Below are 12,274 nucleotides of genomic sequence, written 5' to 3' on the forward strand. Positions count from 1 at the left end.
GAATGCAGGCTATGTCTTTGTGAACGCGTGCACAAAGATGGTGTCCGATTTGCCCGGCCAACGTGACCGGGGTCACGCGCCCCCGGCGCACGTTCGGGGAACCGGCGCGCTCGCGCACTCGTTCCTCTCCTATTGGGGGCAAAGCCGTACACGCTCCTCACGATCCACGCCCCCGAGACCAAGTCGCCATCGATTTTAAGCGACCATCCGACCACTCTTGGACTACTCGGACCAGTCGGACTACTCGGTCAGTGCCCTGCGCAGGCGTTCCTCGTTCACACGCCAGAAGGTGTGCTGGCGTCCGTCGACGAGGACCACGGGGATCTGCTCCCAGTACGCGTCGTGGAGCCGGCGGTCCTCGGTGATGTCCTTCGCCTCCCACGGGACACCGAGGTCGGCGCACACCTTCTCGACGACGAGCTGTGCGTCATCACACAGGTGGCAGCCAGGTTTGCGGATGAGGGTGACGAGATGGTTCTCGGAACGGGGCTGGTGCTCGGGACGCGACGGCGTCTTTCTGCGGAAGACGGGGCTCATGCCGGCCATTCTCGCGCGCGCCGCGCCGTACGGAAGTCCCGCCGCGACGCCGCCGCGACGCGCCGGGCGCACGGCGGCTTTAACGGTTCGGTCGCGCAGAGTTCACAGCCTCCCAACCTCTCGACTCCGGAACGCCCGAACAAACTGGCTATGCTCACGGGCATGGCCGCTCTTGGATGGCTCACTCCCCGAAGGCGCTCCGCCACCGCGCGCAGCGTGCTGGCAGGCGAGGCGTCGGCGGAGGCAGCCCGCAAATCCACCCAGGACCTCCCCGCGCCCGACGCCGCGGGCGAGCCGGACTTCCCGGTGCACGGCGACGACCGGGCCGCCGCCTTCTTCGACCTGGACAACACGGTCATGCAGGGCGCCGCGCTGTTCCACTTCGGACGCGGCCTGTACAAGCGCAAGTTCTTCGAGACCCACGACCTGGCCCGGTTCGCCTGGCAGCAGGCGTGGTTCCGGCTGGCCGGCTTCGAGGACCCCGAGCACATGCAGGACGCCCGCGACTCGGCGCTCTCCATCGTCAAGGGCCACCGCGTCTCCGAGCTGAAGTCGATCGGCGAGGAGATCTACGACGAGTACATGGCCGAGCGCATCTGGCCCGGCACCCGCGCCCTCGCCCAGGCCCACCTGGACGCGGGCCAGAAGGTCTGGCTGGTCACGGCCGCCCCGGTGGAGATCGCCCAGGTGATCGCCCGCCGCCTCGGCCTGACCGGCGCGCTCGGCACCGTCGCGGAGTCGGTCGACGGCGTCTACACCGGCAAGCTGGTCGGCGAGCCGCTGCACGGCCCGGCCAAGGCGGAGGCGGTCCGCGCCCTGGCGGCGGCGGAGGGCCTGGACCTGACCCGCTGCGCGGCCTACAGCGACTCGCACAACGACATCCCGATGCTGTCCCTGGTCGGCCACCCCTACGCGATCAACCCCGACTCGAAACTCCGCCGCCACGCCCGGGAACTGGACTGGCGCCTGCGCGACTACCGCACCGGCCGCAAGGCCGCCAAGGTCGGCATCCCGGCGGCGGCCGGCGTCGGCGCCGTGGCCGGCGGCACGGCGGCCGCCATCGCCCTGCACCGACGCCGCCGCTGACCCGGCCGGCCGCCAACCCGTCTGACGTACCCGCGCCGCCCCCGGCTCACTCCCCCGTCTCCCACACGGGCACAACACGCTCCGTTACGACGCCGAAGCCAGGCTCTTTCGATCAGCAACCGATCAATCTCCGGCACCCGAACGGCCGTCATTCGGTTACGTAAGCGACGTAATCGATGATTTGAGCAACTGGGTGTAGCAGGGCCTGTACGAAGCGTTATTCTCCTCAGACGCAATCCGGTACCCCTCCGTCGCTACGACGGGTGAAAGGTCCCGCACTGCACGTGATGGAAGCTCTGCCTCTGGGAGTCCCGTGTACCCACACGTCGGGGTTGACGCCTCGGGCCTGGCTACGCTGCGCGCAACGGTCAAAACGCTCCAGGACCTGTTCCGCGACTACGTCCCCACCGCGTATGCCGTCCCCACCGCGTACGCCGTCCCCGCATTCGCCGCAGCCACCGCCCCCGTCGGCCCGGCCTACGCGCTCGCCGAGAGCGGCGCCGCCGCCGTCGGCAGACGAGCGCGCGCCTCCGGGACGACCGCCCGGCGCCCGGCCGCGGACAGCGACAGCGCCCGGATGATGGACCTGGTCGAGCGCGCCCAGGCGGGCGAGGCCGACGCCTTCGGACGGCTCTACGACCAGTACAGCGACACCGTGTACCGGTACATCTACTACCGCGTGGGAGGCAAGGCCACCGCCGAGGACCTGACCAGCGAGACCTTTCTGCGCGCCCTGCGCCGCATCGGCACCTTCACCTGGCAGGGGCGCGACTTCGGCGCCTGGCTGGTGACGATCGCCCGCAACCTGGTCGCCGACCACTTCAAGTCCAGCCGCTTCCGGCTCGAAGTGACCACCGGCGAGATGCTCGACGCCAACGAGGTCGAGCGCTCCCCCGAGGACTCCGTCCTGGAGTCCCTCTCCAACGCCGCCCTGCTGGACGCCGTCCGCCGGCTCAACCCCCAGCAGCAGGAATGCGTGACGCTGCGCTTCCTCCAGGGCCTCTCCGTCGCCGAGACCGCCCGCGTGATGGGCAAGAACGAAGGCGCCATCAAGACCCTCCAGTACCGGGCCGTGCGCACCCTCGCCCGGCTGCTCCCGGACGACGCCCGCTGATCCTCCCAAGTCACCTTCGGTGACGGTTCGTTGACTCGGCGGCCCGCTTGCCCGCCGCGCGTAACCCAAGTGCCGCGCCACTCGTTGAGCGGGATGCAGGCTCCCTGTGGTCACTCCCTGGCCGACTCCGATCACACACTCGTGTGGTCCTGGTCAGGGTATGCAACCCTCAGGACCCCCTGGGGAGTCGACCGTCATGACGAGAGGAGGTGCCGCCAGTGATCGCGAACGTATCGGCGCACCGGCGGGCGAACGCCTTCGCCCAGGCTCTGGAGGAGCAGCCCGACCGCGGCCCGGCGGCCGAGCAGTCCGAAGAACCGGCACCGGCCGCGGCCACCGCGGACCGGACCGAGCAGGGCCGCATGGTGGCCCTGACAGCCGGACTCGACGCGCTGCCCAAGCCCGAGCTGGACCCGGAGGTCAAGGTCGTCCAGCGGGCCCAGCTGGTGGCCGCGTTCGAGGCCATGCTCCAGGAAGGCACCGCGGGCGGCGAGGCAAACCCGTCGGTACCCGAGCAGCGCCGCGCCCGCGGCGCCCACCGGGCGACACCGCTCAGGAAATTCCGGCCCCGCTCACGGCTGGCCAAGGGCCTCACCGCCGGCGGACTCAGCGTCGGCGTGGCCGCCGGAGCCCTCGGCGGAGTCGCCGCGGCCAGTTCCGACGCCCTGCCGGGCGACTCGCTCTACGGCCTCAAGCGCGGCATAGAGGACTTCAAGCTCGGCCTCGCCGACGACGACGCCGAGCGCGGCCGCGGCTACCTCGACCTGGCCTCCACCCGGCTGAGCGAGGCCCGCCGGCTGGTCGAGCGCGACCGCAGCGGCTCCCTCGACCACGAGGCCCTCGGCGAGATCCGCCGCGCCCTGTCCGGCATGCAGCAGGACGCGTCCGAGGGCCACCGCCTGCTCAGCGCCGTCTACGCCCGCGACCCCGACTCGCTCGACCCGATGCGGGCGCTCTCCGCCTTCTCGCGCTCCCACCGGGACGCCTGGGGGACCCTGCGCGAACGGCTGCCCGTGCAGCTCGGCGACGTCAGCGAGCAGGTGTCGTCGGTGTTCGACGCCATAGACCAGGACGTGGCCCCGCTGCGGTCCCTGCTCCCCCAGCCGCCGTCCCGGGACGACGACGCGGGCCGGCAGGACGGCGGCTCCGGATCGGTCGGCTCGACACCGTCCGGCTCCGGCAGCTCCGCACAGCCCGACACCGGGCGGAGCGACTCCTCCGAGCCCGGCCGCACCGACAGCCGGCGCCCCAGCGAGTCCGCCGACTCCGGCAGCGAGAGCGGCGGCCTGCTCGGCGGCGGCACCGGCGGCCTGCTCGACCCGTCCGAGGAGACCGCGCCCACCTCACCGTCCACCAGCGACAAGACGCCCGCCCCCGAGCCGGACGTCACACTGCCGCCCCTCCTCCCGGGCCTGCTGCCCGACCTGGGCATCGAGGGCGAGGACACCGACTGAGCCGGGCCTGACGCCGTACGGCGGTGGGGGCGCTCCCACCGCCGTACGGCCATGTCGGGACACGTCTAGAAGAACACCGACCGCCGCTGCACCAGCAGCTTGTACAGCGTGTGCTGGATCTGCTCCCTGACCTGGTCGGTCAGGTTGAACATCAGCATCGGGTCCTCCGCCGCCTCCGCCGGATAGTGGTCCGTGGGGATCGGCTCGCCGAACTGGATCGTCCACTTCGTCGGCAACGGCACCGCCCCCAGCGGCCCCAGCCACGGGAACGTCGGCGTCAGCGGGAAGTACGGGAAACCCAGCAGCCGGGCCAGCGTCCGGGCGTTGCCGATCATCGGGTAGATCTCCTCCGCGCCGACGATCGAGCACGGGACGATCGGCGTCCCCGCCCGCAGCGCCGTGGAGACGAACCCGCCCCGGCCGAACCGCTGCAGCTTGTACCGGTCGCCGAACGGCTTGCCCAGCCCCTTGAACCCCTCCGGCATCACCCCCACCAGCTCCCCCTGCCCGAGCAGCCGCGCCGCGTCCTCCGCGCAGGCCAGGGTGTGCCCCAGCTTGCGGGCCAGCTCGTTGACGACCGGCAGCACGAACACCAGGTCCGCCGCCAGCAGCCGCAGATGCCGCCCCGCCGGATGGTTGTCGTGGACCGCGACCTGCATCATCAGGCCGTCCAGCGGCAGCGTCCCGGAGTGGTTGGCGACGATCAGCGCCCCGCCCTCGGCCGGGATGTTCTCGACGCCCTTCACCTCGACCCGGAAGTACTTCTCGTACACCGGACGCAGCACGGACATCAGCACCTGGTCGGTCAGCTCGGCGTCATAGCCGAAGTCGTCGACCTCGTAGTCACCGGTCAGGCGCCGGCGCAGGAACGCCAGCCCGCCCGCGATCCGCCGCTCCAGCCCGTCACCCCCGCCGTCCTCCCCCGGCGGCAGCTCCCGGCCCTCCCCCGCCACCGGACCGTCGTCCTCCGCGCCCGGCCGCACGGGCAGCGCCTGGACCTCACCGACCGGCGCGGCGGACTCCGCCGTACTCGCGCGCCGGCTCCCCGCGCCGCCCCTGCGCCGCGCCGAGCGCTGCCCGGCACCCCCTCGGGACCGGTCGTCGTCGAACGGAATGACCTTGGCATCAGCCATCGTTGATGCGCTCCTCAGTTGGCGCTCTGCGTCGGGGGGTGGCCGCCGCCCGTACGGGACAGCGCGGCGATCCGGTCCACGGCCCTCGCGACGGCGGCCGGCGGGAGCAGCCCCGGCTCCCGGCTGCGCGCGAAGTCCGCGAACGTCTCGGCGGTGGTGTGTTTCGGCTGGAACCCCAGCGTCTCGCGCATCTGGGTGGTGTCCACGACCCGGCCGTGCGTGAGCAGCCGGATCTGCTCGGGGGAGAAGTCCGTCACCCCCAGCGTACGCACCAGGGACCCCGCCCAGGTGACCACGGGCAGCAGCATCGGCACGGTGGGCCGGCCCAGCCGCCGCGCGCACTGGGAGAGCAACAGGACACCGTCACCGGCGATGTTGAACGTCCCGCTGTTCAGCGTCCCCCGCTCCGGCTCGTGCGAGGCGATCCGCAGCACCTCGATCGCGTCGTCCTCGTGGACGAACTGCAGCCGGGGGTCGTAGCCGAACACCGTCGGCAGCACCGGCAGCGAGAAGTACGAGGCCAGGGGGGTGTCGGTGGCCGGGCCGAGGATGTTGGCGAACCGCAGCACGCACACCGCGACGTCCGGCCGCCTCCGCGCGAAGCCCCGGACGTACCCCTCGACCTCCACGGTGTCCTTGGCGAAGCCACCGCTGGGCAGGGACTTGGCCGACGTGGTCTCGGTGCAGACGGCCGGGTCGCGGGGCGCGGACCCGTAGACGTTCGTACTGGACTTCACCACCAGCCGCCGCACGACCGGCGACTTCTGGCAGGCGCCGAGCAGCTGCATGGTCCCGATGACGTTGGTCTCCTTGACCGACGTCCGGCTGCCGCTGCCGAGCGGGGTGCCGGTGACGTCCATGTGGACGACCGTGTCGGCGCCCGTCTCCGCCAGCACCCGCGCGATGGTGGGCTGCCGGATGTCGGCCTGGACGAAGTCCGCGCCGCCCAGATGGTGCTCGGGCGCAACCGCGTCCACACCGACGACCCGGTCCACCGCCGGGTCCCGCTGGATCCGCCGCACGAAACGGCCCCCCAACTGCCGGGCCACTCCGGTCACGAGCACGACCTTGCCCACGATCCGCGCCTTTCTCTCGGTCCCCCGCCGGGTTCCCCGCCCGCGGGCCAACCTATCGGCTCGGTATTGCGCTGTGATGACCGCCGGACGCGTCCCGTGACGGAAAACGGCCGTACGGCCCACCTGCCCGTCCGCCGCACACGTCCGTCCGCCGGATACGTCTGTGGCCCCCCACCGGATCCGGTGGGGGGCCACAGGCGACGCTTCGCGGCGTCGCGTCGCTTACTTCTTGTTGCGACGCTGAACGCGCGTGCGCTTGAGCAGCTTGCGGTGCTTCTTCTTGGCCATCCGCTTGCGCCGCTTCTTGATAACAGAGCCCACGACTACCCTCGCTCACTTCTCATCACTCGGTTGTTTGGGCGCCATGGGCCCACACGACCTACGAGGGGCTAGCCTACCCGCCCGAGCGCTGAGGTCGTAATCGAGGGGACGGGGGAGGTCCGACGGGACTGCCGGGGACCTCCCCCGAGCCCTGACGGGCCCTGATCAGGCCGTGTCCACCCCCACGAAGCTCTCGCGGAGGTACTCGTGAACCGCATTCTCCGGGACGCGGAAGGACCGCCCCACCCGGATCGCGGGCAGATGACCGCTGTGCACCAATCGGTACACGGTCATCTTCGACACTCGCATCACCGAGGCGACCTCCGCCACGGTAAGGAACTGAACCTCGCTCAGAGGCCTCTGGTCATCAGCCATGACACACCTGAACCTTCCGCACTCGACGGCCACCGGCTTCCCCTTCCGGTGACTCTTCGTCGCTGCGTGCTCACTCCCCAATGTAGGTGCGGGTGATGCGAGTGGGGAAGAGGTGCACGCATCGGCGTCCTACTGGGACAGACACGCTCGATTGAGTACGTAGCGGGTAAGCGGGAGGTAGTAATCGGACCGCACGCCGTCATCAAGTGGAACGACGACGGACACGCACCCCTCTGCCTGACCCACGAAGAGCGCGGGGTCGTCCGTATCAGCGAGCCCGATGGCCTCGAACCCCAGCTGACCTGCTCCGCAGACCCATCCGTGGTCTCCGATCACCAGCTCCGGCAGCACCCCGCCGGCCTCCGCCGCACCGGCCAGCGCGGTCCGAACCGGGAGGGGTGAGTGGGTGTGCGCGCCGGGCTCACAACCGGGGCGTTCAGGGCCGGGTTCCCGCACCAACGCGACGCCTCGTACGTAGTCGAGGTTGTACGTGCGTAGACCGAACCGGGTCGTTATGTCGACACAGCGACCCTGCGCCGGGGTGAGAACGGCACATCCCGCCGCCGACAGGGCGTCCGCCAAGGCGGCGTAGAAACCGAGCAGCCGGTGCGGATGCCCGGTGCCGAGCACGACCGGGGCCCCACGCCGGGCGACCTCCGCGAGCCGGTCCGCGAAGGCGTCCAGGGCGCTCAGCGTCCGGTCCGGATCGATCACGTCCTGCCCCGTGACGCATCGGGGGTCGGCCGATACGCCGCACCGGTCCGCCATCAGCTCGATCACGTCCCGCTGCCGCCAGGCCCCTACGGGATCGATCCCCAGCAGCACCCGCGGGTCCCGGGCCGCGAACAGCCGATAGCTGCGCAGGCTCGTCTCCCGCGAGGTCGCCACGATCCCGGCCAGCCGGGCATCGAGCAGATGATCACGAAGCTCCCGTGCCGACACCACCCCCCGATACTCCCGAACCCGCCCCCCGCCCGACCCCGTTTCCCCCCGACTCCACCCACTCGGCCGACTCACGGACCGACAACCGACCCGCCCCGCACGACCGCCGGCCAACACCCGCCCCGCACGACCGTCGCCCGACACCCGTCAAGCCAACAACCCCCGCAACGGAAACACCGCCCGCCGAGCCGCCACCACCGCCTGGTCCACCCGATCCGCGGGGTCGTACCCCGCCTCCCACCCCGCCCACGACACGGGCCACCGCCCGTCCGTCATCCGCATCGGCCCCAACTGCCGGGTCCGCGCGTACACCTCCGCCCGCCACGACTCCGGGATCACCGCCTCCGGCGCCACCTCCCGCCCCGCCGCGATCCCCACCAGATGCGTCCACGACCGCGGCACCACGTCCACCACCGCGTAACCGCCCCCGCCCAGCGCCACCCACCGGCCCCCGGCGTACTCGTGCGCCAGCTCATGGCACGCCACCTGCACCGCCCGCTGCGCGTCCACCGACACCGCCAGGTGCGCCAACGGATCCTCGAAGTGCGTGTCCGCCCCGTGCTGCGTCACCAGCACCTGCGGCCGAAAGGACGCAACCAGCTCCGGCACCACCGCGTGGAACGCCCGCAGCCACCCCGCGTCCCCGGTCCCCGCCGGCAACGCGACGTTCACCGCCGACCCCTCCGCCGCCCCGTCCGCCCCGGTCTCCTCAGGCCACCCGCTCCCCGGGAACAACATCCGCGGATGCTCGTGCAACGACACCGTCAGCACCCGCGGGTCCTCCCAGAACGCCGCCTGCACCCCGTCCCCGTGATGCACGTCGACATCCACGTACACGACCCGCTCGGCACCCAGCTCCAGCAGCCGCGCGATCGCCAGCGCCGCGTCGTTGTACACGCAGAACCCCGACGCCGCCCCCGGCATCGCGTGGTGCAGCCCGCCCGCGAAGTTCACCGCGTGCAGCGCGTCCCCCCGCCACACCGCCTCCGCCGCACCCACCGACTGCCCGGCGATCAGCGCCGACACCTCGTGCATCCCCGCGAACGCCGGATCGTCGACCGTCCCCAGCCCGTACGCGGGATCCGCCGCCCCCGGATCGGCGGACGCCGCCTTCACCGCGGCGATGTAGTCCTCCCGGTGCACCAGCCGCAACGTCGACTCCCCGGCCGCCTTCGCCGCTACGACGTCCAGCTCCCGGTCGAGCCCGAAGGCACCGACCAGCCCGCGCGTCAGGGCGAGCCGCACCGGATCCATCGGATGATCCGGCCCGAAGTCATAGCCCGTTACCGCCTGGTCCCACATCAGCCGCGCGCGCCCGCTCATGCCCGCCACCGTATCGGTCGCCCCCGCCCGCCTCGAACGACCGGGCGTACACGACCGTCACCAGCACCAACACCATCGGCACCAGCATCGCCCCGCGATAACTCCACCCACCCCCGAGCGCCCCGACCAAAGGCGAACCCACCAGAAAACCCACGTAATTGAAGACATTCAGCCGAGCGACAGCCGCATCCGAAGCCCCGGGAAACAAGCGCCCCGCCGCCGCGAACGTCTGCGGCACCAGCACGCACAGCCCCACCCCCAGCAGCGTGAACCCCGCCATCCCCACCCAGGCCCCCGGCGCCCCCGCCACCACCGCGAACCCCGCCGCCGCCACCAGCGCCCCACCCCGCACGACCACCACGGCCCCCAGCCGCCGCACCCCGAGATCCCCCAGGGCCCGCCCGACCAACGTCGTCACCATGTACACGCTGTACGGCACGGTCGCCAGCTGCTCCGAACTCCCCAGCACGTCCTGCAGATACTTGGCACTCCAGTTGGACACCGTCGAGTCCCCGATGTACGCGAACGTCATCACCAGACACAACGGCAACAACACCCGAAACTCCAAGCCACCCTTACCGCCCCCTCCCTCCTCCCCGCCCCCGTCCACATACCACCGGCTCCCCACCAGCGCCGCCGGCACCAGCACCGCGACCACCGGCAGATACGACACCCACAGCGCCAGCCCCCAGTGCGCCCCCGCCCACGCCAGCGAGGCCCCCACGATCCCGCCCAAGCTGTACGCGGCATGGAACCCGAGCATGATGCTCCGCCCGTACGCCTGCTGCAGGCTGACCCCGAGCATGTTCATCGAGGCGTCCAACGCCCCCACCGCCAGCCCGAACGCCCCGAGCGCGACGGCCAGCGCGGCCATCTCCTCCCCCAGCCCGACCCCGAGCAACGCCAGCAGCACCACCGGCTGGGACCACCGCAGCACCCGGCTCGGCCGCACCCGCCGCACCACCCGCCCGGTCACCACGCTCCCCGCACCGGCCAGCACCGGCACGGCCGCCAGGAACACCGGAAGCAGCCCCTCGGAGACCCCGTACCGGTCCTGGACGGCCGGAATGCGCGTCACCAGCAACGCGAACGCCACGCCCTGGGCGAAGAAGCCGAACGCCAGAGAGACCCTGCCGCGCCGCGCCACATCCGTCATGGCGGCGAGAGTAGGCCCCCGCCCTACCGCTGGGTAGGTCCCGCCGAAGATGAATCTTCCTAACCTTCCGCGGCGCACGCCTCCCGCCCGACCATCCGCGCCATGGGCCCGGCCGCCAGCGCTCCACTGACCACGAAGGTCACCCCGAGCACCCCGCACATCACCACGGTCCCGAGCCACACCATCACGTCGACCGGCAGCACGTACGCCCCCACGACCCGCACCGCCGACTCCCCCACGAACGCGACACCCCACATCCCGGTGAACCGCCGCTCCGCCCGCCGGAACGCCACCGACTCCCGCCGCAACCGCCCCCAGGCACGCTCCCGCCCCGCGTCCCCCTTGACCACCCAGGGCCGCACCACCCCCGACATCATCGGCCGCCCCACGACCACGGACCCCAGCACCACGACCCCCACCACACCGGTGACCATGCTGTCCCGGGCCAGCATCACCCGCGGATCCCCGGCCTCGGCCCCCACCGCCAGCCCCACCCCGTTGGCGAGCAGAATCAGCAGCGCGAGCCAGTTCACCGCCCCCCGCCCCGCCAGCCCCCACCCGGCCCGCAGCAGCGGCACCACCCCGCTCCACCCGAGCGCCGCGAGCGTACTGACCCCGACCCCGTCCTTCAGCACGTAGTACGCCCCGATGGGCACCCCCACGTCCAGGACCAACGAGACCAGGGTCCGGCGCGTGTCCGCATGCGTCCTCATGCCCCCAGCGTCCCGTCGGCAGCCGGGCCGCCAGTAGAGACAACCGTCCGCATCCCCCCGTGACAGATGTCCCTCAGGCCAGCAGACCGGGCAGCTCCCGCATGTCCGCGAACACCTTCCCGGCCCCGCCCAGCTTCTCCGCGGGCGTCATGGCCGTGAACCCCACGACATCCATCCCGGCCGCCACAGCCGCCGCCACCCCGAGCGGACTGTCCTCGACGACCACACACCGTTCCGGCGCCACTCCCATCCGCTCGGCCGCGTACAGGAACAGATCCGGCGCCGGCTTCCCCCGTCCCACATCCTCCGAACTGAAGATCCGCCCGTCATCGAACCACCGGTCCAGCCCGGTCGTCCGATGCCCTACCCGAATCCGCTCATGACTCCCGGACGAGGCCACGCAGTACGCCACCCCGTCCGCGGCCAGCCACTCCAACACCCCGACCACACCGGGCACCGCCGCCAGCTCCCTCTCGAAAGCCGCGAACACCCGCCCATGAAAGACATCATCGAAATCCTCGGGCAGCCCCCGCCCGGTCCGCTCCCGGATCAGATCATGGACCCGATGCATCGCGGCCCCCATGTAGTCCCGCAATGAGTCCTCGTACGAGGTCGGATGCCCCAGCTCCGTCAGATAGCCGGCCAGCAGCCGGTTGGAAATCGGCTCACTGTCGACGAGCACCCCGTCGTTGTCAAAAATAACCAGGTCGTAGCGCATACACCGACCCTAAACGCAGAAAACCCCCGCACCGAAAGGTGCGGGGGTTTTCTCCAATATTTGTTCGGCGGCGTCCTACTCTCCCACAGGGTCCCCCCTGCAGTACCATCGGCGCTGTAAGGCTTAGCTTCCGGGTTCGGAATGTAACCGGGCGTTTCCCCTACGCTATGACCACCGAAACACTATGAAACACACAACCGGCACTACACGGCTGTTCGTGGTTTCAGAACCAACACAGTGGACGCGAGCAACTGAGGACAAGCCCTCGGCCTATTAGTACCAGTCAACTCCACCCGTTACCAGGCTTCCATATCTGGCCTATCAAC

At 71.1% G+C, this 12,274-nt stretch carries 13 protein-coding genes and 1 rRNA gene; 3 read left to right on the forward strand and 11 right to left on the reverse strand.

The features are described 5' to 3' along the window. Positions 1-240: 240 nt before the first annotated feature. The gene (locus tag ACIQR3_RS04450) at positions 241-546 is read right to left on the reverse strand and encodes a glutaredoxin family protein (RefSeq protein WP_403533864.1); all 306 of its coding nucleotides are present in this window, start codon (positions 544-546) and stop codon (positions 241-243) included. 153 nt (positions 547-699) lie between these two features. On the opposite strand from ACIQR3_RS04450, the gene ACIQR3_RS04455 reads away from it, so the two are divergent. From ACIQR3_RS04455 to ACIQR3_RS04465, 3 genes are all read left to right on the forward strand, one after another. After that, positions 700-1,623, forward strand: coding sequence for an HAD family hydrolase (locus ACIQR3_RS04455; protein WP_403533866.1), 924 nt, complete (start codon positions 700-702; stop codon positions 1,621-1,623). Positions 1,624-1,936: 313 nt separating this feature from the next. Beyond that, a complete protein-coding gene (locus ACIQR3_RS04460; protein WP_215167353.1) occupies positions 1,937-2,737 on the forward strand; it encodes an ECF subfamily RNA polymerase sigma factor, BldN family in 801 nt (266 codons plus the stop codon). Between the two features lie 218 nt (positions 2,738-2,955). Continuing rightward, positions 2,956-4,191 (forward strand): DUF5667 domain-containing protein, encoded by a 1,236-nt coding sequence (locus ACIQR3_RS04465; RefSeq protein ID WP_403533868.1) that lies wholly within the window; start codon positions 2,956-2,958, stop codon positions 4,189-4,191. Positions 4,192-4,256: 65 nt separating this feature from the next. Here ACIQR3_RS04465 and ACIQR3_RS04470 read toward each other — a convergent pair whose 3' ends face one another. The 10 genes from ACIQR3_RS04470 to rrf all read right to left on the reverse strand — a co-directional run bounded on the left by ACIQR3_RS04470 (position 4,257) and on the right by rrf (position 12,127). Continuing rightward, positions 4,257-5,324 carry a lysophospholipid acyltransferase family protein gene (locus tag ACIQR3_RS04470; protein ID WP_403533871.1) on the reverse strand — a complete coding sequence of 356 codons (1,068 nt, stop codon included), beginning with the start codon at positions 5,322-5,324 and terminating at the stop codon, positions 4,257-4,259. 14 nt (positions 5,325-5,338) lie between these two features. After that, on the reverse strand, positions 5,339-6,400 hold the full coding sequence (locus ACIQR3_RS04475) for an NAD-dependent epimerase/dehydratase family protein (protein ID WP_403533873.1): 1,062 nt from the start codon (positions 6,398-6,400) through the stop codon (positions 5,339-5,341). Between the two features lie 222 nt (positions 6,401-6,622). Continuing rightward, complete coding sequence (locus tag ACIQR3_RS04480; protein ID WP_003948845.1) at positions 6,623-6,721, reverse strand: 30S ribosomal protein bS22; 99 nt, start codon at positions 6,719-6,721, stop codon at positions 6,623-6,625. 165 nt (positions 6,722-6,886) lie between these two features. Then, on the reverse strand, positions 6,887-7,096 hold the full coding sequence (locus tag ACIQR3_RS04485) for a helix-turn-helix domain-containing protein (protein ID WP_215167349.1): 210 nt from the start codon (positions 7,094-7,096) through the stop codon (positions 6,887-6,889). A 129-nt stretch (positions 7,097-7,225) separates the two neighbouring features. After that, entirely contained in the window at positions 7,226-8,041 is an 816-nt protein-coding gene (locus tag ACIQR3_RS04490; protein WP_403533876.1) for a phosphatase, read from the reverse strand. A 144-nt stretch (positions 8,042-8,185) separates the two neighbouring features. Further along, entirely contained in the window at positions 8,186-9,361 is a 1,176-nt protein-coding gene (locus ACIQR3_RS04495; protein WP_403533878.1) for an acetoin utilization protein AcuC, read from the reverse strand. After that, entirely contained in the window at positions 9,312-10,517 is a 1,206-nt protein-coding gene (locus ACIQR3_RS04500) for an MFS transporter (RefSeq protein WP_403533881.1), read from the reverse strand. Before ACIQR3_RS04500 ends, ACIQR3_RS04495 begins: the two co-directional genes overlap by 50 nt. Positions 10,518-10,576: 59 nt before the next feature. Beyond that, entirely contained in the window at positions 10,577-11,230 is a 654-nt protein-coding gene (locus ACIQR3_RS04505; protein ID WP_403533885.1) for a VC0807 family protein, read from the reverse strand. 73 nt (positions 11,231-11,303) lie between these two features. Beyond that, positions 11,304-11,948, reverse strand: a complete 645-nt coding sequence (locus tag ACIQR3_RS04510; RefSeq protein WP_403533888.1) for an HAD family hydrolase — start codon at positions 11,946-11,948, stop codon at positions 11,304-11,306. Positions 11,949-12,010: 62 nt separating this feature from the next. Next, positions 12,011-12,127, reverse strand: a 5S ribosomal RNA gene (rrf, locus tag ACIQR3_RS04515). Between the last annotated feature and the right edge of the window lie 147 nt (positions 12,128-12,274).

Origin of the sequence: Streptomyces sp. NPDC090994 (genome assembly GCF_044768905.1) — a bacterium.
Taxonomy (GTDB): Bacteria; Actinomycetota; Actinomycetes; order Streptomycetales; family Streptomycetaceae; genus Streptomyces.

Coding starts and splice junctions, on each gene's coding strand:
- ACIQR3_RS04495 (WP_403533878.1), bottom strand. CDS start 9,361: ATGAGCGGGCGCGCGCGGCTGATGTGGGACCAGGCGGTAACGGGCTAT.
- ACIQR3_RS04470 (WP_403533871.1), bottom strand. CDS start 5,324: ATGGCTGATGCCAAGGTCATTCCGTTCGACGACGACCGGTCCCGAGGG.
- ACIQR3_RS04450 (WP_403533864.1), bottom strand. CDS start 546: ATGGCCGGCATGAGCCCCGTCTTCCGCAGAAAGACGCCGTCGCGTCCC.
- ACIQR3_RS04510 (WP_403533888.1), bottom strand. CDS start 11,948: ATGCGCTACGACCTGGTTATTTTTGACAACGACGGGGTGCTCGTCGAC.
- ACIQR3_RS04455 (WP_403533866.1), top strand. CDS start 700: ATGGCCGCTCTTGGATGGCTCACTCCCCGAAGGCGCTCCGCCACCGCG.
- ACIQR3_RS04505 (WP_403533885.1), bottom strand. CDS start 11,230: ATGAGGACGCATGCGGACACGCGCCGGACCCTGGTCTCGTTGGTCCTG.
- ACIQR3_RS04500 (WP_403533881.1), bottom strand. CDS start 10,517: ATGACGGATGTGGCGCGGCGCGGCAGGGTCTCTCTGGCGTTCGGCTTC.
- ACIQR3_RS04485 (WP_215167349.1), bottom strand. CDS start 7,096: ATGGCTGATGACCAGAGGCCTCTGAGCGAGGTTCAGTTCCTTACCGTG.